Origin of the sequence: Burkholderia latens, assembly GCF_902499045.1 — a bacterium.
Taxonomy (GTDB): Bacteria; Pseudomonadota; Gammaproteobacteria; order Burkholderiales; family Burkholderiaceae; genus Burkholderia; species Burkholderia latens.
On the sequence record NZ_CABVPL010000006.1, the window covers coordinates 1 to 25,489 of the forward strand.

A 25,489-nucleotide genomic window follows, 5' to 3' on the forward strand; every position below is an offset into this window, starting at 1 on the left:
TTTTCCGACGCGATCAGCTCGATGTGATCTTCCTGGCGGCGGTTTTCCTGCTCGATCGCTGCAAAAAGTTCGGGATCGACGTTGGCTACGGTGCTGGTAGAGCGATTGAACATGATGATTGGTCGAAAGAGAGTGATGGATTGACCCCGGCACGCCGGACTGCCCCGGACGCGCGATGCCGGCCGAACGGTTATTCGCCATTGCCATTCCAGCAGACGCAAATTCGTTCAGATAGAAGGATTACGACAATCCGCTAGGACGCATCGCGCGGCGCATCGGCAAAAAAAAGAAGGTCCGCAGCGATGCGGACCTTCGACGGAACCAGCCGTTCGTGGAGACGCTGCGCCCGGCCGGCAACTGCCTACGCCCCATCGGCACCGGCCGTCCGCGCTACATGCGTCCCCACTACCCCGTCACTCCTGCTGATCCTGCTGTTCCTGTTGCGCCTGCACCTGGCGCTGCTGGATGAACTGCCGCACGTCGCTCATCGTCACGCGACCGGTGTGTTTCGCATCGATCTCGTCGAAGTGCTTCGCGACGAACCCGAGCCCGCTGCTCTGCGCCTGCGCTTTCGTCACCGCCGCGCCGTTGCTCAGCACCGTGTTGCCGCCGAGCCGCGCATCGACGCGCTTCTGCGCCTGCTGCTGCAGCGTCGCGCCGGTCGACGGCAGCACCGGCGCCGCCCGGGTCGAAGGAAAGAACGGACCGTCGACGCCGTGCGCGCCGTGCGGCAGCTTCACCGGCGCGACCGCCTGCGGCGGCAGCGCGTACGCGCCGCTCGTCACGGCACCGGCGACGATCAACGCAGACATATGACGCATCAAGTTGAGTAGAGACATGATCGCTCGCATTCAATGGATGAATAGAGGGTTGCCGTTCGCACCGCAGCGGTCGCTCACGGCGCCGCCGCCAGCGTCGTCGCGGCCGTCGCGCCCGGCGTGCTGCCGGTCGGCGTGCCGGCCGGGTTCTCGTCCGGCCACGGCGGCGGCAGCGTGCGCAGCGTCAGCGCGGTCGGAATCCGCTTGCCCTGATAGAAGATCTTCAGGTCGCGCTTCATCTGCGGACGCGCGACGTCGTCCAGATACGTCATGTGCCCGCCCTGGAAGAAGTTCACCTGCAGCTTCGGATTCAACCCCTTGACCGTCTGCAGACGCGCGAGCTGCTTCTCCGTGTTGAAGAACGGCGTCGCCAGATCGTGCAGGCCGTTTTCCGCGAGCACGTGGAGCTTCGGATTGAGCTGCAGCGCGCCGAGCAGATCGGGAATCGTGTCCGGCATCGGCTGGCCGTCATGCGAGAAGTCCCACACCTGGATGATGTCGTCGTTCAGCGGCAGGTATGTCGCGTTCGGCGCGGTGTAGCCGAGGTAGTCGGGCATCTGCGCCGCGAGCGCATTCGTGAACGGCTGCGAGATCAGGATGTCCGACGGATCGCCGTCCGTTTGCAGCCGCGGGTCCGAGTTGGGCAGCGACACGCGTCCGTCGTAACGGCCGATCGTCGTGCCGGGCAAGAGGCTCGTGCCGAACGGATTCGCGTTGAAGTAGCCGCGCAGCGCCTGCAGCGTCAGGCTCGACGGCACCGACCACAGCGTCAGCGTCGCATCGCTCGGGAACACCGGCGTGCCGAGCGCATCCGGAATGCCGAGCTGGCTCAGCACCCACGACTGCGAGTATTTCTGCAGCTGGTTGTAGATCAGCGTCGTGAACAGTTCCGTCTGCAGTGCATACAGATACGGGTTGACGGGCGCCGGCGACACCTGGTTGAAGTACTCGGCGACCGCCGCGTAACCGGGCAGATAGCCGGCTACGGTATCGGTATCGAGCAGCAGCCCTTCGGTCGACTGCGTGATCGCGACCGCTTCGACCGCATCGGCGAAGTAGTTCAGGATCGCCGACTGCAGCACGATCCCCGTCAGGTGCACGCCGGCCGATTCGAGCGCGAGCGCGAGCATGTCGGTGCGCGGCGTGCCGTACGATTCGCCGTACAGGTAGATCGGCGACGCGCCGCGGCCGTTCACGCTCAGGTAGCGCTGGATGAAGTCGCGCATGATGTTCACGTCCGCGTCCGAACTCCAGTACTTCTGGTTCGTGTTCGGCAGCACGGCTTCCGACAACCCGGTTCCGGGCGGGTCGATGAACACGAGGTCGGTCGTGTCGATCAGGCTTTCAGCGTTGTCGACGAGCGGATAGTTCGGCCAGTTGCTGCCGAACAGCGGATCGGGCGTCGCGACGCGCGTCGGCGCGAACGAGCCGAGGCGCAGCCAGATCGACGACGAGCCGGGGCCGCCGTTATAGACGAACGTGACCGGCCGTGGCTTGCCGTTCGTGCTCGGCGCGGTGTACGCGACGTACGACATCGATGCTTCCGCGTTGCCGTTCGCGTCCTGCGCGGTCAGGTGGCCGGTGGTCGTCGTGTAGTCGACCGTCGTGCCGCCGGACTTCCACTGGTAATGCATCACCGCCGCCTTCTCCGACACCTGTGCGGGCGCGAGGCCGTCGGTGGCGTTCATCGAATACGCGACGGGGTCCACGTAAGGCTGGTTCGCCGCCGGCGTCTGGTTGGCGGCCGCCTGTTGCGCACTGGCCTGCCGGCTCACGGTGGCCTGCGCGAGGCTCGACGCGCCGGCGGACGACGAATCGTCGCCGCCGCAGGCTGCGACCGCGAGTGTCATCGCCGTCAATGCGCCTAGGCCGGCCAGCCGGCCGCGACGTTCGCGGCGGCTGCCGGTACTGCTCCTGTCTGGTTTCATGCCTCTGTCCTTGTGTTGGATCGGATATCGCTTCACACTCGGGCCGTCATCGCCGGCGAAAAACGCGCAGGCGCACCCGCCATTCGCGTTGCACGGTCGGCAGACGGCGATCGGGGATTGGACTACGTCGAGAGACTGAACTTGATACAGACACAGCAAACTGCTGGCGGAGAATGATGCGAGAACGCCGCCCCCTTGCAGTTGTGACGACTTTTGTATTACCTGAATTTACGACATCACAAAAATAGGCGGTGCTGCGCCGCGTTGTCAAAGATCATTCGGATATTAAAAAATCACTGATAATGCGGATGGAGAGCAGTGTCTGGATTTTGAAAGAAACCGGATTGTTCGCCTTTCCGGCGCGGCACGAGTCGTTTCGTATCGACCGCCGCCGCTGCGCGATTAATTGTGCGGCGCTCTCCGCCGTGCTGGTCTTGCGTCTGCAATCCCTTCAAATCGACAGGATTTTTCTTTCATTTCAATTATCCAGAATCGATCAGCACGAATCGTCGAATAAACTCACCACCACCCACAAAATACCGAATTGCCCGGTTTTCTCAATACTCGACGGAATTATTTACACGATATAAGAGTGGGAACGCGAGCCGCTTGAAATGTGCATTGAAGACTACTACGCCGGTATTCGCAATGAAGCCGCGCTCGTTCGTGCCGCGCAATGCAGACTGGATTGCGACCATCGCGAATCGGGCGCGCGATGCATGGGAAGGGAGAGCCGCGTGAGCGAGCGGCGGTGCCGCCGCTCACGCGCCGACATGCGGCTGACGCCGCACGCCGTACTTCAACTGCTCGACTCGGCCGTGCTCAGCGCCCGCCACCCGGCAGCGCGATATCGATCAGCACCGGATCGTGATCCGACGAGCGATACGCATCCGGCGCGTAGTACGTGCTCTGCTGCTCGGCCGACTTGTATGCGAGCGTGTACTGCAGCGCGAGCGGCTCGTCCGCGTTGATGTGCCATTCGTGCACGGCCTTCACGTGCGACGCGAGCGGCAGCGACGCGAGCGCGTGATCGAGATAGCCGGCTTCGCCGTTGTACACGTAGCTGTACGCGTTCGCGCCGATCCAGCGCGCGACGAGGTTGCGATAGCCGCGCGATTCGAGCAGGCGGATCGGATCTTCATACGTGTAGCTGTTGAAATCGCCGATCAGCAGCGTGCCCTGCCCCGCGACGCCCGTCGGCGTGCCCGCGAGCCAGTCGGCCAGCTTCGCGGCCGCACGCGTGCGCGTCGGGTTCCAGCAGCCCTGTCCGTCGCCCTGGTCGAGGTCGTCATTCGCCGCGTCCGGGCAGTTCTTCGACTTCAGATGGTTGACTGCGATCGTCAGCGCCTGCTTGCCGCCGATGCGGCGGAACGATTGCGCAAGCGGCTGGCGGTTCTTGTCGTCGATCGCGAGCGTCGCCGCGCGGCCGACCGGCTCCACCGAGCGGCTGTCGTAGATCATCGCGACCGCGATCGCATCGCCGCCGAGACGCGACGTGCCGGGATCGACCACGCGCCAGTGGCTGCCGAGCTTCGCCGCGAGCTGACGCACCGCGCTCAGTTCGCCGTAGCCGTTGTTCTGGATTTCCATCAGGCCGATCACGTCGGCATTCAGCGCCTTCAGCGCGCTGACGATCTTCGCTTCCTGACGCTGGAACTCCTGGTAGTTCTTCGCGCCGCGGTTGTTCGGATCGTCGAAGCCGCCGCCGAGACCGTTGCCGTTGAAGTAGTTGAGCACGTTGAACGATGCGACGCGCAGGTTCGCTTTCGGATCGCGCGCCGGCGCGCTCGTGCGCGGGTTCGAGCGCGCGTCGAACGCCGGCGCGGCCGCGCCCGGCAGCGGCTGCACGCGCCACGCGCCGTACCGCACTTCGAGCACGCCTTCGACGTCGCGCACCGTGTAGCCCGAGCGCAGCGTGTTCGCGGCCGACAGTTCCGGCGCCGGATACGGGACGCTCGCCGGATTCTGCTTGTTCGAGCCGTCGTCGAGGATCAGCCGGTTGCGTGCGTTCGCATCGATCTGCGTCTGCGCCTGCGACGGCGGCACCACGCTCGTCGGCGTGCGCAGGCGGCCGTTGCTCAGCATCACGCTGCCATAGCGGCCGAGTTCGTAGTTCTCGGTGACGGTCAGCGTCTGCGGCAGGCGCACCCGCATCCCTTCATACGCGGCGAACGTGGCCGCGTGGTCGACGGGCAGCGTGAGCGTCGCCGGCGTGACCGTCTGCCCGTTCGCGCACACCGCGATCGCGCCCGCCAGCGTGAGCTGCGTTTGCCCGTACTTCTCCTCGACCTTGCCCGTCACGTGCACGAGATCGCCGGCCTTCGCGCGCGCTTTCGGCGCGTAGACGAACAGCCCTTCCGACACGCCCGGCTGGTTGCGGCGCTGCGCGTCGGCCTGCTGGACGAAGAAGCCGCCGAAGCCGTCGGTGCCGCCGAAATCGGCGGTGACCACCGCTTCGATCGACACGTTCTGCCCGGCGAGCGGCGACGGCGCGCCCGGCCCCTGAATGTCGGCGATCGGCGTCGTGCTGCCGCCGCAGTTCGGGCTGACGGGAGCCGCCGTGGCGGCGAACACCGGCGCGGCCAGCGTCGGCAGCAGCAATAGCGGGGCAAACAGGCGGATTGTCGAGTGCATGGCGGGGAATCCCGGTGGTGAGGGTGGCGAAAGCTTAGCGGCGCTCGGTGACAGTTTTTGGTAATCGCAAGACAGCGGTATGTAATTTGCTCGGTCCGTTTTGCGCGCCGCCGTTCGCGTGCTGCCGGTGCGCCGGGCCGGGCTCGTGCGCGTTCCGGCAGCTGTGCGGCGGCCCGCCGCATCGCATCGTGACGCGCCGACGCACCCGTTGCGGCGCCGGACCGGCGGCAGCCGGTGCATGCTTGCCGAAAGCAGCCGCCTCGGCTAGACTGCCGTTCGTCTTTGGGGAGTAGCCTGCTTTCCTTCCCCGGAAAGCGAACGCGTCAACACACTCGGCCTGCGGCCGTGGCGCGTTCGGCCGAATCGGTCTGGCGAGACCATCGACGCATCGCGTCGTTCCTGGTCGGACGTCGGCAGATGCGTCATGGTTCGTCAACGTCCGACCACGGAGTCCCCATGTATCTCGTTGCCTTCCCTTCCCGTTTCGCGAATTCCTCGACCGCCCGTGCACGTGCCTGCGGAGGTGCCGCATGACGCTGATGCTCGTCGAACTGGCGTTCATGCTGCTCGTCATCCTGGTCGCCGCCGAACTCTTCACCAACGCGCTCGAACATCTCGGCGAACGGCTGAAGATCTCCGAAGGCGTGACGGGTTCGCTGTTCGCGGCGGTCGGTACCGCGCTGCCCGAAACGATGGTGCCGCTGCTCGCACTCGCGGGCGGCACGTCGAACGCGGCCGTCAACGAGGAGATCGGCGTCGGCGCGATTCTCGGCGCGCCGCTGATGCTCGCGACGCTGACCACGTTCCTGATGACGCTCGCCGTGATCGGCTCGCGCGGGCTGACGGGGACGATCACGCCGGAGCGAACCGGCTTCGTGCGCGACCTGAACTACTTCATCGCCGCGTTCGCGCTCGCGACGATCGCGATGTTCGTTCCGCATCACGTGTGGGCCGTGCGCGCACTGCTCGCCGCGATGCTCGTCGGCATCTATGCGCTGTACGTCGTGATGACGTTCCGCGCATCGACGCAACTGGTCGACGCCGGGCACGGCACCGAAGCGCCGCACGCGATGTTCCTGTCGCGCGTCGGGCTGCCGACGAATCTCGCGACCATCGCGCTGCAGCTCGCGGTCGGCGTCGCGCTGCTCGTCGGCGGTGCGAAGGGCTTCATTCACGGCGTCGAAGGCGTGTCGCACCTGCTCGGCATCTCGGCGCTGCTGCTGTCGCTGATCATCGTGCCGATCGCGACGGAGTTGCCGGAGAAGGTCAACAGCGTGCTGTGGATCCGCCGCAAGAAAGACACGCTCGCGTTCGGCAACATCACCGGCGCGATGGTGTTCCAGGGCACGCTGCTGCCGGCGATCGGCATCATGCTGACGCCGTGGGAGCCGCGCCCCGAAGTGCTGAGTGGCGTCGTCATCACGCTTGCGGCGGCGGTCTGGCTGCGCATCAATGCGCGTGCGCGCGGGCTCGCGATCTGGGCGCTGCTCGCGAACGGCGCCGGGTATGCGGGCTATCTGCTCGTGACGCTCACGCGCTGAACGGCGCGCCCCGCATCTGCCCCATCGAGAGAAACATCATGGAACTACACGCTACCGTCGGCGCGGCCACGTTCGACATCGACGACGATGAAAGTTGCGCGAACATCTATTGCCACGATGCGACGCAGGACTATTGCTTCTCGCTGCTGCGCTTTCCTGACGAGTCGGCGATCGAGGTGATGGTGCGCGACCGGCTCACCGCGCACGTGAAGGATCTGTCGGTGCGCCTGGCCGGCAACACGCTCGAAGTCGAGCTCGATGAGCGCACCGCCGCGCGACTCGACGGCACCACGCATTACGTGATCCATCTCGCGCCCGGTGAACACGATCCGGTCGTGCTGCGCGCCGCACTGAAGGAGATCTTCGACGGCAAGAACGGGTATCGCGACGAAAGCGCGGATGCGTAAGCCGCGTCCTCCCGATACGCCGACAACGCCGCTCACGACGCGCGTGTCGCGGCTCGATGCGCCGCACTACGCGGCCAGCGCGGCCGCCTTCACGTTGAACGCACGCAGCAGGTCCTCGCAGAACGCGTCGACGATCGGCTTGCCGCTCGCACTGCGTTTCATCGCGAGATGCAGCGGCACGTCGAAGCTGAACGTGTCGCGGCCGACGGCCTTCACGAGCCCGCGCTGCTCGAACGGCTCCGCATAGTGCGCGGGCAGGTAGCCGAGATGGCCGCCCGACAGGATCAGAATCGTCGCGGCTTCGATGCTGTCCGCGCTCGCGGTCACGCGCCGCTCCGGCAGCGGATACTGCTCCTCCGGCACCGGATACGTGCGCCATACCCAGTCGTGCGCCTGCAGGTCGTCGGCCGACACCGGGCGCGACGCATGAAAGAGCGGATGCCCGCGGCCGCAGTAGATCACCTGCTCCTCGGTAAACAGCGGCGTGTAGTCGAGGCCCGGCACGCGATGCCAGAAGTACCCGATCGCGAGGTCGAGCTGGTTGTTGACGAGGCTTTCCTCGAGCTCCTGCGGCGACGCGACCTTCATCGAGAACGTGACGGCCTGGTCGCGCTTGCGAAACGCACCGATCGCATCGGCGAGGCGCGCGTTCTCGACCAGCGGCGCCTGGCCGATCAAGCCGATCGACAGCGTGCCGACCAGCTTGCGGTCGATGTCGCGTACGCGCGCGACGAACTCGGACGTCGCGGCGACGAGCGTGCGTGCGGTGGCCGCGAACCGTTCGCCCTTCGACGTCAGCCGAAAGCCGCCGCGGCCGCGATCGCACAGCTTGAAGCCGACGCGCGCCTCGAGCGCGGAGAGCTGCGTGCTGATCGTCGATTGCCGCACGCCGAGCGACGCTTCGGCGGCGGTGATGCCGCGCGCGTCGACGACGGCCAGAAAGACCCGGATGAGCCGGAGATCGAGATCGGTGGTATTCGAGAACATGCTTGAAGCCGCTGCGCGTGCGCGCGTTGTCGGACCGGCACGGCACCGGCCGCGTTCGCCGATGGACCAGCCCGGACGCGCGCCGCCATCGGCAACGGCGCACGCCATACGCGTCGTTCATCGACTACCGTCGCTCACATCGGGAAGCCCATCGCCTTGATCGCGTTGATCCACGCGCGCTTCCAGCCGCCTTCGGCATCCGCGCCGTCGAACGCGTGAAACGTGATCTTCGCGGCGATCCAGCGCATCGGCTCGGGCGGGATGTAGCTCGGACTCTGGTTCGCGATGTCGAGCTTGCGCTCCGGGCTGTCGCGATCGAACAGGATGTTCAGCCCCATGAATGCGCCGAACCGGCTCGCGGCGACGCCGAAGCCCGTATAGCCGGCAACGAACACGGCCTTGCCGCCGAGATAGCGCTTCGCGAACACCGAGCCGCGCGAACAGTAGTCGATCGGGCCGCCCCACGCATGCGAGAAGCGCACGTCGCCGAGTTGCGGGAACGTCCGGTAGAACGCTTCCGCGAGCCGGTGGTAGGTTTCGCGCCGGCCGTCCTGATGCGGCTCGGGATCGCCGTCGAAGTGATAGCTGACCAGCCCGCCGAAGATGATGCTGTTGTGCTTCGTCAGCCGGAAATAGTTGAGCTGCGTGCGCGTGTCGTACACGCCCTGGCGGTTCTTCCAGCCGATCCGCGCGAGCTGCTCGTCGGTGAGCGGCTCGGTCGCGAGCACATGGTCGCGCACCTGCATCACGCGGCGGTTGATGTCGGCAATGCCGACCTTCGCCGTGCCGCTGCCGAACACGACGCGCGGCGCGCGCACGCTGCCCTTCGGCGTCGTGACGTACACGGTGCTGCCTTCGTCGGTGACGGTCGTGAGCGGCGTGTGCTCGTGCAGCTTCACGCCAAGCTGCAGCGCCGCGCGCTTGAGCCCCCACGCGAGCTTTGCCGGATGCACGATGCCGCTGCGATTGCGCGACCACAGCGCGCCCGCGAACAGCGGCGAATTCAGTTGCTCGAGCGTTTCGTCGCGGTTCAGCAGCACGACGTCGTGCCCGTATTCGCGATGCAGGTCGTAGTCGGCCTTCAGGTGCGCGACGTGCTCGGGGTCCACCGCGACCGTCATCTCGCCGTTCCACTCGATGTCGGCGTCGATGTCGTAGCGCTTCAGCGTGTCCTCGAAGCCGTCGAGGTTGCGATGGCCGAACGCCTCGAGCTGCGCGATGTCGTTCGGGAACACGCGCACCGCGTTCGGCAGCCCGTGCATCACCGACGTCGAGATGATCCCGCCCGCGCGACCCGATGCGCCGTGCGCGACCTTGCCGGCCTCGATCAGCACCACGTTCAGGTGCGGCATCTGCTCCTTCGCCTGCACGGCCGCCCACAACCCGGTGAAGCCGCCGCCGACGATCAGCAGGTCGGCCGTCGTGTCGCCGACGAGTTCCGGCTCCGCCGCCGGCGCGGCCGGGTTGTCGAGCCAGTACGGGAACAGCTTCGTGTTCGCGAGCGCGTCGGCGGCGCTCGGTGCGGCCGGTGCGCGGCGCGCGGCCTGCGCGTGAGCCGGTGCGGCGTGTGTTGCGCGTTGGGTGGCGCGTTGCGTTGCTTCGTTGACTTCCATGTCCATGATCCCAGCCAGTTCACGTGATCGCGACCGCGCATGCGATTCCTGCACGGCGTGCCGAATTCGCCCATCTCACCGATGTGCGCACTCGCCGCGGTTTCGCCGATGGCGACGACGATCCGCGCGTGCACCGCAAGCCGCAATGGATGCCGCCGGTGGAAACGCGGCAGACATCGGCGTCGTTTGCGGTCGATCGAAACCGCCCCCGCCGCCGGGCCTGCGTCAATCTGACGACCACGCCGCGGCGGCGGCTCCTCGCATCACGACTTCTCGAGCAGCACGTAGAACTTCTTCGCGTCCTCGATCGTCTCCCAGCGGCCCGCGAACCCGGCCGGCAGCAGGTAGCCCTGGCCCGGCGCGAATTCCTTGCGGTTGCCCTCGACGTCGGTCAGCGCGATACGGCCCTCGACGAGCCACACCGCTTCGTCGGCGGCGGTTTCAGGGAACTCGACCGAGCCGATCTTGCCTTCCCACCAGCCGACGACGTAGTTGCCGCTCTTGCCTTCGGCCGCGCGCCAGTCGCTCTCGTCCATCCCGAAGTCGAGCTTCGTGAATTCGCCAATGCCTGCGCCGAGCGGCAGGATGTCCTTGATCAGTTTGGTCATCTGAATCTTCGTCTCTCGATTGAAAAAAGCAGAAACAAAGTTACTCATTTACACTGCGCCGGTATGCCCCCCCTCGGGGGGGACAAACCGCGTTTTTCGGGCGCAAGCCGGGCGGCCGCGCACCCGCAGGTATTTCTCCCTACTGACGCTTCCGGCCGCAACCGCTAGAATCGCGCCCGATTTTCACCGGGGAACCGCATGCAGCTCGACGTGAACCCCTTCCACCGCGACACCGACCGTTTCAACGTGTCGTTCAAGGCGCTGGGCGAACTGATCGAGACGGTCGGCACGCCGCACTTCGTGCCGCGCCTCACGCAACTGCTGAACGAAGTCGTGCCGCTCGACGTCGCGCACGTCGAACGTTCGCGCGTCGACGGCTCGATGCCGACCGGCTATCGCTGCGAATGGATCGGCAGCAGCGGCATCGGCACCGCGACCGCCGAAATCTCCGACGTGATGACGCTCTATTACGAGCGCTTTCTCGACAGCGATCCGCTGTTCGCGGGGCTGCGCGGCAAGACGGGCACGATGCTCGTCGTGCGCGACATCGCGGCGATCCCGCCCGGCGAATTCCGGCAGCGGCTGTTCGACGACGTGCATATCGGCCACGAATGCGTGCTCGCGCGCGGCACCCGCTACGCGCAGCATTCGATCGCGCTCGAACGCGGCCGCGACCGCCCGCCGTTCACGCTCGCCGAGATGAACCGCTTTCGCAGCATCAGCGACGTGCTGTTCCCGCTGCTCGAATTGCACACGTCGACCACCGCCGCGCGGCGCGTCGCGCATCCGACGCCGGAAGTGCATCCGCTCGCGCAGTTCGATGCGCGGGTCGCGGCCGACGGCATCAAGCTGTCGAAGCGCGAATACGAAACGTGCAAGCACCTGATCTCGGGCAAGACCGTGCCGGAAGCCGCCGGCATCCTCGGCGTGCGCGTCGCGACGGCCGAGTCGTACGTGAAGCGCGCATTCGCGAAGCTCGGCGTGCGCACGAAGCGCGAGCTCGCCGCCTGGGGCTCGGCGGCGCCGGCATGTCCGTCCGCCGCGGCGCACGATGACGACATCGGCGCGCGGCCCGCGATCGCCGGTGATCCGGTCGCTCGCTGACGGTTGCATCGGATCGATGCGGCAGCGCCGTTCGCATCGAGATCCGTCGATGTAAACGTTGCGACTTCGAAATCTTCCCGCGCGCGTTCTCCTCTACCATCGGCCGATCGCTTTTCACCAGCACGAGGAGACGGCCCCATGCGCCGCGAACTGAACCAGCCGATGGGCGGCAACGAGATGCCGCGCTTCGGCGGCATTGCCACGATGATGCGGCTGCCGCAAGCCGCGACCACCGACGGCCTCGACGTATGCTTCGTCGGCGTGCCGCTCGACCTCGGCACGTCGAACCGCTCGGGTTCGCGCTTCGGCCCGCGCCAGATCCGCACCGAATCCGTGCTGCTGCGCCCGTACAACATGGCGACCCGCGCCGCACCGTTCGACTCGCTGCAGGTCGCCGACATCGGAGACGTCGCGACCAACCCGTACGACCTGAAGGATTCGGTGCGCCGCATCGAGCACGCGTACGACGACATCGTCGCGAACGGCTGCCGGCCGATCACGCTCGGCGGCGACCACACGATCGCGTGGCCGATCCTGCGCGCGCTGCACCGGAAGTACGGCAAGGTCGCGGTCGTGCACGTCGACGCGCATGCGGACGTCAACGACACCATGTTCGGCGAGAAGATCGCGCACGGCACGCCGTTTCGCCGCGCGGTCGAGGACGGCCTGCTGCAATGCGACAAGGTCACGCAGATCGGCCTGCGCGGCACCGGCTACCACGCGGACGATTTCGACTGGTGCCGCCAGCAGGGCTTCACCGTCGTGCAAGCCGAAGCATGCTGGAACACGTCGCTCGCGCCGCTGATGGCGCAGGTGCGCGAGCGCGTCGGCGACACGCCCGTCTATCTGAGCTTCGACATCGACGGGCTCGATCCGTCGTTCGCGCCCGGCACCGGCACGCCGGAAATCGGCGGTCTGTCGGTGCAGCAGGGTCTCGAAATCGTTCGCGGGATGAAGGGGCTGAACATCGTCGGCGCGGATCTCGTCGAAGTGTCGCCGCCGTACGATCCGACCGGCACCACCGCGCTCGTCGGCGCGAACCTCGCGTTCGAGATGCTCTGCGTGATGCCGGGCGTCGCGTACCGCTGAACCAGCCATTCGTCCGACAGGAACATCGACATGTCCGCTCCCGAGCTTTCCCCTTCCGCCGCGGCGCGCGTGCTGCCCGCCGCACACATCGGCGGCCAGCCGGTGCGCACGCATTCCGTCGAAGCCGGCGCGCCGATCTTCAACGCGTCGACCGGCGACACGATCGGCTGGCAGGAATTCGCGACGCCCGCGCACGTCGACGCCGCGGTCCGCGCCGCGCGCGACGCATTCGCCGGCTGGCGCGACACGCCGCCGGCCGAGCGCGGCCGGCTGCTCGCGAAGATCGCCGAGCGCGTCGAGGCCAATCGCGCGCGCCTCGCTGCATTGCAGATGCAGGTCAGCGGCAAGCCGCCGTCCGAAGCCGATGCCGACGTCGGCGACGTCGCCGCGACGTTCGCCTACTACGCGACGCTGTGCGACGACGCCGCGCTGTTCGCGGCCGAACCGGTCGCGCTGCCGGTCGACGCGTTCGCGGCCGAGCGCTTTTACGACGCGGTCGGCGTCGCCGCCCTCATCGTGCCGTGGAACTTCCCGATGGTCACGACCGCGTGGAAGCTCGCGCCCGCGCTCGCGGCCGGCTGCACGGCCGTGCTGAAGCCGTCCGAACTGACGTCGCCGGCCGAGCACGCGCTGCTCGAACTGATCGCCGAAGCCGGCGTGCCGGACGGTGTCGTCAACGTCGTCAATGGCGGCGCCGACGTCGGCGCGGCGCTGACCGCGCATCCGCAGATCGACAAGATCTCGTTCACCGGCAGCACCGCCGCCGGCCGCAAGGTGATGCGGTCCGCGGCCGACGACATGAAGCGCGTGACGCTCGAGCTCGGCGGCAAGTCGTCGCTGATCGTGCGCGACGATGCCGATCTCGACGTCGCGGTGTCGCTGGCCGTGGCCGGCGCGTTCACGAACGCGGGCCAGATGTGCTCGGCCACCGCGCGCATCCTCGTGCACGACAGCCTGTACCGCAGCTTCATGGCCGCGTTCGAGACGGCCGTGCGCGCGCTCGTCGTCGCGCCGCCCGGCACCGAACAGGCCGCGATGGGGCCGATGATTTCCGCCGCGCAGCGCACGCGCGTCGAGACGATGGTCGAGCAAGGGATCGCGGCAGGCGCGCGCGTCGCGTTCGGCGGCCGCGTCGCCGACGCGGGCGGCGGCGGCTTCTTCATGGCGCCCGTCGTGATCGCGGAACCGCCGGCCGACAACCTGCTGTGGACCGACGAAGTGTTCGGTCCGGTCGCGTGCGTGAAGTCGTTCCGCACCGACGACGAAGCGATCGCGCTCGCGAACGACACACGCTATGGGCTCGTCGCGACCGTCGTCACGCGCGATGCGGCGGCGGCCAACGCGTTCCGGGCGCGCGTGCGAGCGGGGCTCGTGTGGATCAATGCGCCGCAGCTCATCTATCCGCATGTGTGCTGGGGTGGCCTCGGGCTCAGCGGGATCGGCCGCGAACTTGGCGTGACCGGGCTGCGCAGCTATCAGGAACTGCGTCACGCGATGCGCGCGGTGGATTGATCGCGGCGGCCGCGCAGGGCGGACGCGGCGCGTCGGGAGCAGCGGGTTGGCGTTGTTTTTTTGGTGTGACTTCGCCGGATGCCGGCGAGCGCGGCAGAACCTCGTGGCATCCCGTTCGCCACGCTCGCATCCGCACCGCCATCGCGCACGAGGCAAGCGGAATACGGACCAGCCATTGCGCGCTTGGGGATGCGGCCCGCGTCTGCTATACATCAAGCCATCGCCCCCGCGAGAGATGCCCATGCCGCGTGTTATCCGCCCCGCAGGCGCCGACGACCTGCCAATCGCCGAAGCACTGGTCGTCCGCAGCATCAACGATCTGACCGTCCGTCATGGGTTCGGCTCGATCGCGACGTCGCGACCGCCGGATTTCCAGGCCTTCTGCGTCCGGGACGATTCACGCGGGGCGTGGCTCGCCGAAGATGGCGGCGAAATCGTCGGCTTTGCGCTGAGCTGGGTATGCGATCGGCTCTGGTTCCTCGCCGAATTGTTCGTCGCCCCCCGGGCACCAGGGGCAGGGCATCGGCGAAGCGTTGCTGGAGCGCACGCTCCAGCATGCAGACGCGGCCGGCGCCACCACCAGAAGCCTGATCACGTTCGCGTTCAACGTCGTATCCCAAGGGCTGTACGTGCGCCACGGCATGCTGCCGCACGTGCCGATTCACCTGTGCAGCGCCGCGCGCGACGCGTTGGCGTGTTGCGCGCACGGTCCATTGCTCCGCACGACGCCGATCCGGCTGACCGACGACGATCTCCACGTGCTGCGGCGGATCGATCTTGCCGCGCTGGGGGTCTCGCGGGAGAAGCATCACCGGTATCTGGCCGGCGACTCGACGATGCAACGCGTATTCGTCGAAGAGGCGGGCGAGCGTGTCGGCTACGCGTACGTTGCGGCCACCGGCCATATCGGTCCGCTGGCGGTCATGCATGCGCACGCAATGCCCGATGCATTCCGCACGGCACTCGCGCTGGCGCTGCGCGGCGACGCACCGCGGGTCTCCGCGTTCGTGCCCGGGACGAGCGACGCGCTGCCGATCGCCGCCAGCTGCGGCATGCGATTCACGCTTCCGATGGTGGCGATGTCCGCGCACGACAGCAGCGACTGGACGCGCTATCTTCCGAGGAATCCGGGCTTCATGTGACATCGCCTCGCGCGGCAGCCCGGCCCCGGGCATGTGTACGGCACCGTCACCGTCGATGAGCGGCCGCTTCGGCCTCGGTATCGTGATACTCGACGAACGCCGCGATCTTTCCGCAGTGGATCGTGAAGAGGTGCACCCAGTCGTCCTCGTACGTACGCCCGGTCGAATGGACGCGCCAGCGCTGCGTGCCGAGCACGACGACGCGGTCGCCGCTCGCGATGAATTCGAGCGGTTCGAACCGTTCCGCCGTCTGCGCGGACGCAAGCGCCGCGAAGAATGCCGCGACCTCCCGCGGCCCTTGTCGCCGGCCGGCGAACGGAACGACGTCCGCCGGGCCCGGGATGAACCAGTCGATGCTGTCGGACAGCGTCCGCAGAATGCCGTCGATATCGGCCCTGCCGAACGCCGCGTACGCGTGCTGCACCAGTTGCACGTTGGCTTGTTCGCTCATCGCGTCCTCCCGTCGTCGCCGGTCCGCCGTGTCGCGGCGCGGAGTCCGGCCGCAGACAATTCAGCATAGGCGAACCGACGCGCATCGCGGCGAGGATTCGCGAGCAATACGGTCGAGCGGATTCCTGTGAGCAATCGGCACACCGCTATCCGGCGGCGACGATGACGTGCGCCTGGATCTTGCCGGCCACCGGCCCGTCGCCATGGCGCGCCGCAATCGCCTCCGTCGCGCGGTCCATCGCGAGCTGAATCAGGCCGGGGTCGCGCGAGACGATTTCGTCGTACAGCGGCGTGCCGCGGCAATACGCGGTGGCGGCATCGCGTGCCGAAGCCGCGCGACTGGTCTTCTCGCGCGTCGCGACATCGACGTCGATGAAACCCGCGCGATGCAAGTCGTCGCGGATCAGCGCGACATCGTGATAGCCGTGCGGCGTGCGCGCGAGGAATCGTGGCGGGTCGTGCGGAAACAGCGTGGCGAGCGCGCCGGTGATTTCGTCGGCGAACGCGTTTTCCTCGATGCGGTCCCACACGCTGAAGACGAAATGCCCGTGCGGCGCCAGCACGCGCCGCGCCTCGGCGTAGCCGGCAACCCGGTCGGGAAAGAACATCGCGCCGAACTGACAGCAGACGACATCGAACGACGCGTCGTCGAACGGCAGCGCGAGCGCGTCCGCCTGCCGCCATTCGATACGGCCGTCGGGCGCCTGCCTGGTCATCGCGTAGTCGAGCATCGGCTGGTTGAGGTCGGTCACCACGTAGCGCGCATCCGCGCCGAGCCACGGCGCAAGCGCCCGCGTGACCGCGCCGCTGCCGGCAGCCGTTTCGAGCACCGTGCGGGGCGAAAACCCGGCCACGAGCGCCGCCAGGTCGGCCGCATAGGCGTCGAAGATCAGCGGGACCATCAGCGTGTCGTAGAACGCCGGGATCGGGCCCGCAAACACCTTGTCGCGATCGGTCATGACACCCCCTTCGTTCGCGTATTCGTTTCGCCACACGCGGCACCAAGCCGGCGCGGGACGGGCTTCATACAGGATAGGTGCTGGAACGGCGGAACGTGGCCCGCGACGAACGGGGCCGGAGCGTACCTTGTTGGGGCACTCGCACTCGGCAGTCGATGCGTGCCAGAATCCGCGCCGATATCGCGCATAATCGGGCGTTGAACGCTGCCGCAACGATGAAGCATCGTGCGCGCGCAGCCGCTCGAAGCAGGAACGGGCGCGATCCGGCTCGCCGCGGTGCGGCGGCGCTCGCGTTCGCGACAACCCAGGCAATCCCGCTGAAGACAGGACACCGACACATGGACCGAGCCGGGCACATCAGCATCGAGCAGGCAGCCGATCTGACCGCCGACGAACTGAACGGATGCGACTTCTCGTTCGACATCGCGTGGGAGCTGAACGCACCGTACGCGGACCTGCTCGACTTGCGCGCGCTGCCCGTGCGGCGCAAGGACTACGGCTTCGATCCGGCCGTCTTGGCGCGCGACGCGTCCGGCCGCAACGCGCTGTTCCGCGCGACCGTGGGCGGCCGCCTCGCGGGGTTCGTCGCGATCGGCGAAAGCTGGAACGGCATGGCCGAGATCGCGGAACTCGCGGTCGACCGCGCATGCAGGCGGCAAGGGATCGGCCAGTTCCTGCTGGCGGCCGCCGAAGCCTGGGCGCGCGGCTGCGAGTTCGGCTTCATGCGGCTGGAAACGCAGGCGAACAACGTCGCGGCCTGCTGCACGTATGCGCGTGCCGGCTTCGTCGTCGGCGGCCACGACCGCTTCCTGTATGCCGACGGCATAAACGACGGCGAAGTCGCGCTGTTCTGGTACAAGGATCTGCGCGACGGCCAGCGTGCCAGGAGCCGCATCGTCGATCCGGAATCGATGCGGCCGCTATCGTGACGTGCGGCCACACGCGGCGTCGCCGGTTGCGGTTCTACATTTTCATGACCGGCGAGTCGCGACGATGAACAGCCGCGGAAACGGCAGCAGCACGGTGCCGTCGTCGAGCACCGGATAGCCGTCCGGTCCGGCGAGCGCATCGCGGTAGCGCGCGATGAACGCATCGCGTTCGCTGTCGTCGTCCAGCGCGGCGAGGAATGGCCGCAACGCACTGCCCTTGAACCATTCGACGACCGCATCGGTGCCGCGCAGCGGATGGTAGTAAGTCGTGCGCCACACATCGACCCGAGAACACGACGGCGACAACAGCGCGTAGTAGTAGCGCGCGTCGAACCGCTCGGTGCGCGCGGCGTCTTTCAGCTTGTGCGACCACGGCCCGGCCGCCGCGACTTCGCGCATCAGCCGGTGCGCGGGTTCGTCGAGGTTGTCGGGCATCTGCACCGCAAGGTGGCCGCCCGGCGCGAGCCGCGCGACCAGCGACGGAAAGAGCGTGTCGTGCGCGGGCACCCATTGCAGCACCGCATTCGACAGGATCAGGTCGTAGCCGCCCGGATCGTCCCACGTCGACACGTCCGCGAGATCGAAACGCAGCGCGGGCAGCCGCTTGCGCGCGGCGGCGATCATGTCCGGCGATGCATCGATGCCGTGGACCGTTGCGTCGGGCGCACGCGCGATCAGCGCCTCGGTCGAATTGCCGGGCCCGCAGCCAATGTCGATCGCGGTACGGATCGGCGTATCCGGCACCGCGGCGAGCAGGTCGCGTACGGGGCGCGTGCGCTCGTCTTCGAATCGCACGTACTGGTTCGCGTATTGATCGAGTGGGGTCGTCACGGCATGCCTCCTGGTCGGCGTGGGTGGTGTCGGTGGTCGATCGGTCATCGACGCGGCCCATTCTGCGATTCCGTCGTTCGTCAGTAAAATGAATTTAATTTCGTCATTGATTCATATTTCTGATGAAGATCGATACGCTGGGTGTTCAGGCTTTCGTCGCCATCGCCGACGGTGGCAGCTTCAGGCAGGCAGCCGATTCGCTGCACGTCACGCAAACGGCCATCACGCAACGGCTGCGCAAGCTGGAGTCGTTTCTCGGTGTCGCGCTGATCGAGCGAACGACGCGCCGCACGACCCTCACCGAAATTGGCCGGCGTTTCCTGCCGCAGGCGCGGCGGCTGCTGAACGAGTTGTCGGACGCGCTGACCGAAATTCGCGAAACGGGCCTGAGCCAGCGCGGCGACGTGACGATCGCATGCGTGCCGACGGTGGGCGTGCAGTATCTGCCGCGCATTCTGCGCGCGTTCTCCGGACATCGGCCGCACGATCGCGTGAAGATCCTCGATCACGCTTCGGCATCGGTGCTGCAGGCGGTGCTGCGTCGCGAAGCGGAATTCGGCATCGGCATCGCCGGCGATCAGCATCCGGAACTCGTCAGCGTGCCGCTCACGCACGATCCGTACGTGCTCGTGTGCCGCGACGATCATCCGCTCGCAAAGCGGCGACGGATCCGCTGGGAAGCCCTGCAACCGCATCCGCTGATCTTCGCGGGCGAGGTCAGCGGCAATCGCGGGTTGCTCGAAGGTGCGCTGAAGACGAGCGGCGTGTCGCTGCATTCGTTCTACGAAGTGCAGCGCAGTTCGACCGCGCTCGGGCTCGTCGCGGAAGGCCTCGGCGCGGCCGTGGTGCCGAAGCTCGCGATCCAGAAGAACGCGTATCCGATGATCCGCACGATCGAACTCGTCGAACCGTCGGTGTCGCGCACGCTCGTGCTGGTCAAGCGCAAGGCCGCGCAGCTGTCGCCGGCGGCGCAGGCGCTGTACGACATGATCGTCGAGCGCGGCACGCCGGGACGATGACTCAGGGGCGCCTCTCAGAGCACCTTGACCATGAACACGCGCGCCGCCCCTTCCGGTTCGCACGGCACTTCGCCGAAAGCCTCGTACCCGTGCTTGCGGTAGAACTCGGGTGCCTGGAACGAAATCGTGTACAGCACCGCGCGCGCGCAGCCACGCCGCTTCGCCTCCGCTTCGGCCTCGCGCAGCAGCCTGCTGCCGAAGCCGCCGCCGCGCAACGATTCCGGCAGATAGAAGAGATCGATGAAGAACAGGCCGAGCGACGTGCGGCCGGTGAGGCCGCCGAGCACCTCGCCGGTCGCGGGATCGGTCACGTAGACGTCGAGCGCCGCCGAATCGGCGCGCCCCGTCATCGCATGGTTGAATTCGCCGAGCTTGCGACTGATGAAATCGCGCGCTGCCGGCTGCTCGGTATCCGTCAGTTGAAGGGAAACGGCGGGATGCGGGGTCATGAATGGCGAACGCGCGTCAGTTGTACCCGAGAATCGCGACCGCCGCGACATCCGGCCGATCGGCCGTCCCGCCGACCAGCGACGTCATCGGCTCTTGCAGCACTGCCTGATACGACGTGACCTGCGTTTCTTCCGGCGCGCCGGATTCGTCCCAAACGGGCTCATCGAATGCATCGAGGCCGGTGAAAAACTCAGGTTGCGTTTGCGTAAAAGTCATCTCCACTCCTGTTGATATGTCGTTGATGTTCTAACTTGCCTGCTTCAACGCCGCCGTGTGCACCGCCGGCGCGGCTGCGCGGTCATGCGCGGCCTCCGAGTGCGCCAGCTGCGCGCGCGTACGCCGCGTGATGTGAATCACCGCGAACACGACCGGCGCGATCAGCAGGCCTTCCGCCAGTTCTGGATCGACCGGCAGGTTCATCACGTGCAGCGCCTTGAACGCCGCGGTCGCGAGCGACAGCACATAGTACGAAATGGCCGCCACCGACAGCCCTTCGACCGCATGCTGAAGATGAAGCTGATTGCGCGCGGTGCGCTCCATGCCGGCCAGCAGCCGCGTCACGTCCTTTTCCTGCGCGAGATTCACGCGCGTACGCAACAGGTCGACCGCGCGCGCGATCCGCGCGGCGATCTGCTCGTGGCGCGCCCACACGCTGCGGCACGTTTCCATTGCCGGCGCGAAACGCCGCTCCATGAATTCGGCGATCGTCGGCATCCCTTCGATGCGCTCCTCGCGCAGTTCGTGAATGCGCGCCAGCACGAGCTTTTCGTACGCGCGCGATGCACTGAAGCGGCCGCCGGAACCCGACAGCGCTTCGACCCGCACTGCGAGGTGCGTGAGCTTCACGAGCAGCGCCGCGTCGTCGCCGTCGGCGCCGCTCGCGTCCATCCGCTGCATCAGCGCGTGCAGCGCCGCATGAATCTCGTCGAGCTCGCGGCTCATCTGCCGCGCGACCGGCAGCGCGAGCAGCGCCATCATCCGGTACGTCTCGATCTCATGGAAGCGTTGCAGCAGACGGCCGCCCTGTTCCTCGCGGAAATCCTCGTCGACGACGAGAAAGCGCATGAAGCCGTCGTCGCGCACATGCCAGTCGCAGAACACCTTGCCGCCGCCGAGCACGTTGCTGCCGACGAGCGCGGGCCCGTCGATCCAGCGGCGCAGGTCGCCGCACACGAGCCGCGCCGCATCGCCGGACAGCAGCTCCATGCGCACCGCGACGAAACGGATGCCCGCAAGCCGCGCGAACCACTCGGCAGGAATCCCTTCGATCGCCAGATCGTCGAAATAGCCGGTGTCGCGGCGCGGCGCGACGAACGTGAACGTCGAAAATTCGGTATGGCGCTCCCACTTCAGATGCCAGCCGCACGGCGACTGCGCCGCGTAGTGGGTCGCGCCTTCGTGCGGCGCGGTGATGCCGGTGTCGCGGCACAGCGCGTGCAACAGCGTTTCGTGGATGTCGGGCTGGCCGTCCGCGTAGATCGCGTAATGCGTAAGCGACACGGCTTCGGCGATCCGCAGGAATGGCCGCGCATGCAATTCCGCGGCCAGTGCGGCGCGCAACGGATGATCGATCATCGGTACACACTCTTCCCTGTTCAACGCTGCATGCCGGGCGCGCCGGCGTGATTTGCCGCCCTGCATCGAACGATACGGGGCCCGCTTCGTTCCACTATGGCAGACACATTGCGACAATAAAAACGCATAATGCTGATCGTTACGTTCAGTTTTCCTGATACCGATGAAGATGCTCGATCACGACGTGCTGGCCACCGTCGTCGCCGTTGCGGAAACCGGCAACATGACCCGCGCCGCCGAGGCGGTGAACCGCTCGCAGTCCGCCGTGAGCATGCAGATCAAGAGCCTCGAGGACGCGATCGGGCGGCCGCTGTTCGTGCGCAAGCCGCGCAGCATCGTGCTGACGCGCGAAGGCGAGGTGCTGCTGGGATTCGCCAGACGAATGCTGGCGCTGCGCGACGAGGCGTGGGCGGCCGTCGTGCGCCCGGAAGTGACCGGTAAAGTCGTGATCGGCGTGCCGGACGACTATGCATCGTCGCTGCTGCCGTCGGTGCTGAAGAAGTTTTCGGCGACCTATCCGAAGGTCGAGATCCAGGTGATCGGGCTGCCGAGCAGCGCGCTCGCGCCGCTTCTGAAGGAAGGCACCGTCGATCTCGTATGCGGCACGCGCATCAAGGGGCTGTCCGGCGATTTCATTCGCCACGAACCGATGGCGTGGGCCGCGATGACGAACGGCCCGCGCGTGTGGGAAGAACGGCCGCTGCCGATCGCGGTGTTCATGCCGGGCAGCGTCGCGCGCGAGAACGCAATCCGCAGCCTCGAACGCGCGAAGCTACCGTTCCGCACGTCGTATGAAAGCCCGAGCCTGCTCGGGCTGCTCAGCATGGTCGAGGCCGGCCTGGCCGTCGCGCCGCTCGCGCGCTGCGCGATTCCCGCGCAGCTGTCGATGCTCGGCCGCTCGCACGGGCTGCCCGATCTGCCGCCGCTGGAACTGATCCTCGCGCGCAGCACGAAATCGAAGCGCCCGCCGTGCGACTTTCTCGCGGAACAACTGATGGAAGACCTGCAACGGCAAACCGGCCAGACCGCCGACGCGTGAACCATCGTCAGGCGCGCGCCGCGTGCGCCGTCACGAACCGCCGGATTTCGAATGGTGCGACTGACCGGCCGTGATCAGCGCGGTGTTCACGATGCCCGCCACCGTGTCGACGAGCGCTTCCAGCGTGTCGCCATGCACGTGCCGTCCGGCGGGCGGAATGCATTCGTTGCGGCGGCCGCCCCACTTCGATCCGGCCGTCACGGATAGCGTCGCACCGAACCGGTTGCCGTGCCGCCGGCCGAAGATGCCGACGCGGTGCTCGCCCATATACGCCTGCTCGGGCAGAAACAGCCGGATCTCGACTTCGACCTGGTCGGGATCCGCGGCGCGCGCGTTCGCGTCGACCGTCGGCGGGAACACCTTCGCGACGCGGAACGTCACGTGTGAATCCCACGCGGCCAGCGGGCCGCCGGCCGCGTCGACACGCTCGATGTCGACCGACCATTGATGACGATCCGGCAACCGGATCGCCTGGCGCAGCAGCACGTCCGCCGCGCGAACCGTCACCAGCAGCTGCCGGGCAAGCTGTCTGCTCGACGGCAGCGTCACCACGCGCACGCGACGGCTGGCGGGGCGCGCGGTGTGTACTTCTTCGGTGAGATACATGGATCCTCCTTGTCGAAGGCCAGCGCCGCGTTCGACGCGGCGCACAAACGTCCGCCGCACGCGGCCGGCGGACAGCACGGCGGCCAGCGAAACGGCAGCGGATCGTACGAGCAATCAGCGTGCCTCCGCCGGCACCCCGCGCCCGCCGGCCGCCGACCGGCGTGCGACCGGGCCGATCACGGCGTCGGCCTGCTGCGCGATCAGCATGTGCAGCGTGAAGCCGAGGTCGTCGGGCGCGATGTCGAATCGCACATGGATCACGTCGTGCACGACGCGCGCACTGGCGACATATACGCCGAGCGGCGAATGCAGCAGCGCCGCCAGCCGGGCGGGTGCGGGCGCGCCGGCATCGGCCGTCAGCGTGACGGGCAACTGCAGGCGCGGGGACGGTGGAAGCCGGGCGACGGCGCGGCGGCCGCCAACGTCGAACGCGGGTACGGGATCGATGACGGGCATGGTGCGGACGGACGGCGTCCCAGGCTGTCGAACACGTCACCAGCTTAGAAAGCACGCCCTAAATACCGTGCAAAAAAACGGCATTGCGGTGCAAAAACGGCATGCGGTTCTTCCACCCGGCGTTCGCTGGCGGACAACGGTCGATCCGGCGGCTCGTCGGCCAACGCGCGCGCGCCGCGCGGCAGGCGGGCTGACGCTCCGCTGCGAGAATTCCGTGAGCGCCCCCTCGCCGCTCGTCGCAACGCGTCGACCGTCACGTCGTCAAGCAATACGAGCTCGCCTGTCGCCCAATCGCGGATGCCGATCCGGCCCCGACACGTGCGGTCGCATCGGAGCCGTGCGGACGACGAACGGCTACGGGCGCCCGCTCGCCGCCGCGGCGCGCCGCGCTCGCCGAAAGCGGCACGTCGTTTGCTTCCCTCTGGCCGCACAGGGACACGACCATGACGACTCATCTCGGGCAATCCGGACTTCCGCGCGGGCTGGCCGGGCGCATCGCCGGCCGGATCATGCGTCGGCACAACCGGCTGGACAACGTATGGACGCTATCGCTGTTGTCGGTTGGGGACAGCGACCGCGTACTCGAGGTCGGTTTCGGCCCCGGCGATGCAATCAAGCTCGCCACCGACATGGCGCCATCCTGCCGAATCGCCGGCGTCGATCATTCGCTGACGATGCTGGCCGCGGCGAAGCGTCTGAATCGCGCGACCATCGACGAGGGGCGCGTCCGCCTCGCGCTCGGCTCCGTCGACGCGCTGCCGTTCGCGGACGGTGCGTTCGACAAGGCGTTTTCGATCAACTGCATCTATTTCTGGCACGCGCCGATGCGCGGGTTGGCCGAATTGCGCCGCGTCGTCCGACGCGACGGAATCGTCGCGATCACCGTGCGCGACATCGATCGTGCGCCGTACGATGCGCACCGCCCCGAGAAACTCGCGCGCCTGATGACCGACGCCGGTTTCGTGTCCGTGGCCGTGCAGCGCAACGGCACGCCGTCGCATCCGCTCGCATGCGTGCTCGCGACGAAGTAGCGACCGCGCCTCCAACATCGGTCAACGAAAGCGCGGCACGGCAATCACGCCGCTTCTTCGATCGCGACCGCGCGCATCGCGACGATGCGCGCAGGCGGAATATTTGCCCAGACGATCCGGCTCGCGCCGGCAACAAATGCCGAATGACCCAGCGGACGACGGCCGGGCGGCCGCAAATCGTAAGTGAATTGAATCATCACGCCGCCGGCGGACAGCACGCGACGACATTGAGCGACGATCGCCGTCACGTCGTCTCGCGGCAGCGTGCGCAGCGACAGGCAAGACACGATCGCATCGACGCGCGCATCGGGCGGCAACATCCGCTCGAGCTGCCGCGCGTCCCCGGCAACGACCGTGATGCCTGGAAAGCGGCGCCGCAGATGCCGGACGAACGCGGGCGAGCGTTCGACCACGACGAGGCGCCGCGGCGCGACGCCGCGCTCGAGCAGTGCGGCCGTGATCGCACCCGTGCCGCCCCCGAGCTCGACGACGAGGCCGTCGCCGTCGGGCACCGCATCGGCCATCGCGCGCGCCAGATGCCGCGAACTCGGGCACAACGCCCCCACCGCGGCCGGGCGCCCGACCCACTCGCGTACGAACAATGCCGACACGCGCAACGCATTCGGCCACGTCATCGGCCCGCCTCGCGCGATGGCGCGTCGAGCTTCGGCATGCCAACGACCGCGCGGAACGGCGTTGCGGCGACACGGGGTTTTCTCACGCTCACGTGCATCCTCCTTGGACAAACCGGCCGCCGCGTC

The 25,489-nt window shown here is 67.4% G+C and carries 26 protein-coding genes and 1 riboswitch; of the genes, 11 read left to right on the forward strand and 15 right to left on the reverse strand.

The window, feature by feature from the left end; translation table 11 throughout:
• Positions 1-413: 413 nt before the first annotated feature.
• Positions 414-839: a 2-oxoglutarate dehydrogenase gene (locus BSE24067_RS06130; RefSeq protein WP_244130511.1), complete on the reverse strand. Its 426-nt coding sequence runs from the start codon at positions 837-839 to the stop codon at positions 414-416.
• A gap of 56 nt (positions 840-895) precedes the next feature.
• A complete protein-coding gene (locus BSE24067_RS06135) occupies positions 896-2,746 on the reverse strand; it encodes a S10 family serine carboxypeptidase-like protein (RefSeq protein ID WP_151066414.1) in 1,851 nt (616 codons plus the stop codon).
• Positions 2,747-3,054: 308 nt separating this feature from the next.
• Between BSE24067_RS06135 and BSE24067_RS06140 the strand changes: the two genes are divergently transcribed.
• On the forward strand, positions 3,055-3,336 hold the full coding sequence (locus BSE24067_RS06140) for a hypothetical protein (protein ID WP_174904711.1): 282 nt from the start codon (positions 3,055-3,057) through the stop codon (positions 3,334-3,336).
• A 232-nt stretch (positions 3,337-3,568) separates the two neighbouring features.
• Here the strand turns inward: BSE24067_RS06140 and BSE24067_RS06145 are convergent, their stop codons facing one another.
• Positions 3,569-5,380, reverse strand: coding sequence for an ExeM/NucH family extracellular endonuclease (locus tag BSE24067_RS06145; RefSeq protein ID WP_151066416.1), 1,812 nt, complete (start codon positions 5,378-5,380; stop codon positions 3,569-3,571).
• 272 nt (positions 5,381-5,652) lie between these two features.
• Positions 5,653-5,789, forward strand: a riboswitch (yybP-ykoY riboswitch).
• 121 nt (positions 5,790-5,910) lie between these two features.
• Between BSE24067_RS06145 and BSE24067_RS06150 the strand changes: the two genes are divergently transcribed.
• Positions 5,911-6,921: a sodium:calcium antiporter gene (locus tag BSE24067_RS06150; RefSeq protein WP_151066417.1), complete on the forward strand. Its 1,011-nt coding sequence runs from the start codon at positions 5,911-5,913 to the stop codon at positions 6,919-6,921.
• Positions 6,922-6,959: 38 nt separating this feature from the next.
• The gene (locus BSE24067_RS06155) at positions 6,960-7,328 is read left to right on the forward strand and encodes a hypothetical protein (RefSeq protein WP_151066418.1); all 369 of its coding nucleotides are present in this window, start codon (positions 6,960-6,962) and stop codon (positions 7,326-7,328) included.
• Between the two features lie 66 nt (positions 7,329-7,394).
• Here BSE24067_RS06155 and BSE24067_RS06160 read toward each other — a convergent pair whose 3' ends face one another.
• The 3 genes from BSE24067_RS06160 to BSE24067_RS06170 form a co-directional block, all read right to left on the reverse strand.
• Complete coding sequence (locus tag BSE24067_RS06160) at positions 7,395-8,315, reverse strand: LysR family transcriptional regulator (RefSeq protein ID WP_151066419.1); 921 nt, start codon at positions 8,313-8,315, stop codon at positions 7,395-7,397.
• Between the two features lie 134 nt (positions 8,316-8,449).
• Positions 8,450-9,934: an NAD(P)/FAD-dependent oxidoreductase gene (locus BSE24067_RS06165; RefSeq protein WP_151066420.1), complete on the reverse strand. Its 1,485-nt coding sequence runs from the start codon at positions 9,932-9,934 to the stop codon at positions 8,450-8,452.
• A 257-nt stretch (positions 9,935-10,191) separates the two neighbouring features.
• A complete protein-coding gene (locus BSE24067_RS06170) occupies positions 10,192-10,536 on the reverse strand; it encodes a cupin domain-containing protein (RefSeq protein WP_151066421.1) in 345 nt (114 codons plus the stop codon).
• A 198-nt stretch (positions 10,537-10,734) separates the two neighbouring features.
• On the opposite strand from BSE24067_RS06170, the gene BSE24067_RS06175 reads away from it, so the two are divergent.
• From BSE24067_RS06175 to BSE24067_RS06190, 4 genes are all read left to right on the forward strand, one after another.
• Positions 10,735-11,640 (forward strand): helix-turn-helix transcriptional regulator, encoded by a 906-nt coding sequence (locus BSE24067_RS06175; RefSeq protein ID WP_151066422.1) that lies wholly within the window; start codon positions 10,735-10,737, stop codon positions 11,638-11,640.
• A 138-nt stretch (positions 11,641-11,778) separates the two neighbouring features.
• Entirely contained in the window at positions 11,779-12,729 is a 951-nt protein-coding gene (speB, locus tag BSE24067_RS06180) for an agmatinase (RefSeq protein WP_151066423.1), read from the forward strand.
• 30 nt (positions 12,730-12,759) lie between these two features.
• Positions 12,760-14,241: an aldehyde dehydrogenase family protein gene (locus BSE24067_RS06185; RefSeq protein WP_151066424.1), complete on the forward strand. Its 1,482-nt coding sequence runs from the start codon at positions 12,760-12,762 to the stop codon at positions 14,239-14,241.
• A gap of 533 nt (positions 14,242-14,774) precedes the next feature.
• The gene (locus tag BSE24067_RS06190) at positions 14,775-15,383 is read left to right on the forward strand and encodes a hypothetical protein (protein WP_244130510.1); all 609 of its coding nucleotides are present in this window, start codon (positions 14,775-14,777) and stop codon (positions 15,381-15,383) included.
• 46 nt (positions 15,384-15,429) lie between these two features.
• On the opposite strand, the gene BSE24067_RS06195 is transcribed toward BSE24067_RS06190, so the two are convergent.
• Positions 15,430-15,834 (reverse strand): nuclear transport factor 2 family protein, encoded by a 405-nt coding sequence (locus BSE24067_RS06195; RefSeq protein ID WP_151066425.1) that lies wholly within the window; start codon positions 15,832-15,834, stop codon positions 15,430-15,432.
• Between the two features lie 145 nt (positions 15,835-15,979).
• Positions 15,980-16,792 carry a class I SAM-dependent methyltransferase gene (locus BSE24067_RS06200; protein ID WP_151066426.1) on the reverse strand — a complete coding sequence of 271 codons (813 nt, stop codon included), beginning with the start codon at positions 16,790-16,792 and terminating at the stop codon, positions 15,980-15,982.
• 338 nt (positions 16,793-17,130) lie between these two features.
• On the opposite strand from BSE24067_RS06200, the gene BSE24067_RS06205 reads away from it, so the two are divergent.
• A complete protein-coding gene (locus BSE24067_RS06205) occupies positions 17,131-17,721 on the forward strand; it encodes a GNAT family N-acetyltransferase (RefSeq protein WP_151066427.1) in 591 nt (196 codons plus the stop codon).
• Positions 17,722-17,763: 42 nt separating this feature from the next.
• Here BSE24067_RS06205 and tam read toward each other — a convergent pair whose 3' ends face one another.
• Positions 17,764-18,552 carry a trans-aconitate 2-methyltransferase gene (gene tam / locus BSE24067_RS06210; RefSeq protein WP_151066428.1) on the reverse strand — a complete coding sequence of 263 codons (789 nt, stop codon included), beginning with the start codon at positions 18,550-18,552 and terminating at the stop codon, positions 17,764-17,766.
• A gap of 122 nt (positions 18,553-18,674) precedes the next feature.
• Between tam and BSE24067_RS06215 the strand changes: the two genes are divergently transcribed.
• On the forward strand, positions 18,675-19,571 hold the full coding sequence (locus BSE24067_RS06215; RefSeq protein ID WP_151066429.1) for a LysR family transcriptional regulator: 897 nt from the start codon (positions 18,675-18,677) through the stop codon (positions 19,569-19,571).
• A gap of 14 nt (positions 19,572-19,585) precedes the next feature.
• Here BSE24067_RS06215 and BSE24067_RS06220 read toward each other — a convergent pair whose 3' ends face one another.
• From BSE24067_RS06220 to BSE24067_RS06230, 3 genes are read right to left on the reverse strand one after another with little or no spacing between them, the layout of a single operon-like run.
• Entirely contained in the window at positions 19,586-20,020 is a 435-nt protein-coding gene (locus BSE24067_RS06220; protein ID WP_151066430.1) for a GNAT family N-acetyltransferase, read from the reverse strand.
• A gap of 16 nt (positions 20,021-20,036) precedes the next feature.
• Positions 20,037-20,237, reverse strand: a complete 201-nt coding sequence (locus BSE24067_RS06225; RefSeq protein WP_151066431.1) for a hypothetical protein — start codon at positions 20,235-20,237, stop codon at positions 20,037-20,039.
• Between the two features lie 30 nt (positions 20,238-20,267).
• A complete protein-coding gene (locus BSE24067_RS06230) occupies positions 20,268-21,596 on the reverse strand; it encodes a DUF3422 family protein (RefSeq protein ID WP_151066432.1) in 1,329 nt (442 codons plus the stop codon).
• A gap of 163 nt (positions 21,597-21,759) precedes the next feature.
• Between BSE24067_RS06230 and BSE24067_RS06235 the strand changes: the two genes are divergently transcribed.
• Entirely contained in the window at positions 21,760-22,635 is an 876-nt protein-coding gene (locus BSE24067_RS06235; RefSeq protein WP_151066433.1) for a LysR family transcriptional regulator, read from the forward strand.
• Positions 22,636-22,665: 30 nt separating this feature from the next.
• Here BSE24067_RS06235 and BSE24067_RS06240 read toward each other — a convergent pair whose 3' ends face one another.
• Together BSE24067_RS06240 and BSE24067_RS06245 are read right to left on the reverse strand one after the other, a co-directional pair.
• On the reverse strand, positions 22,666-23,241 hold the full coding sequence (locus tag BSE24067_RS06240) for a hypothetical protein (RefSeq protein ID WP_151066434.1): 576 nt from the start codon (positions 23,239-23,241) through the stop codon (positions 22,666-22,668).
• A 114-nt stretch (positions 23,242-23,355) separates the two neighbouring features.
• Positions 23,356-23,697: a hypothetical protein gene (locus BSE24067_RS06245; protein ID WP_151066435.1), complete on the reverse strand. Its 342-nt coding sequence runs from the start codon at positions 23,695-23,697 to the stop codon at positions 23,356-23,358.
• A gap of 443 nt (positions 23,698-24,140) precedes the next feature.
• On the opposite strand from BSE24067_RS06245, the gene BSE24067_RS06250 reads away from it, so the two are divergent.
• Positions 24,141-24,728, forward strand: a complete 588-nt coding sequence (locus BSE24067_RS06250) for a class I SAM-dependent methyltransferase (RefSeq protein WP_151066436.1) — start codon at positions 24,141-24,143, stop codon at positions 24,726-24,728.
• A 44-nt stretch (positions 24,729-24,772) separates the two neighbouring features.
• Here the strand turns inward: BSE24067_RS06250 and BSE24067_RS06255 are convergent, their stop codons facing one another.
• A complete protein-coding gene (locus tag BSE24067_RS06255; RefSeq protein WP_151066437.1) occupies positions 24,773-25,363 on the reverse strand; it encodes a class I SAM-dependent methyltransferase in 591 nt (196 codons plus the stop codon).
• Between the last annotated feature and the right edge of the window lie 126 nt (positions 25,364-25,489).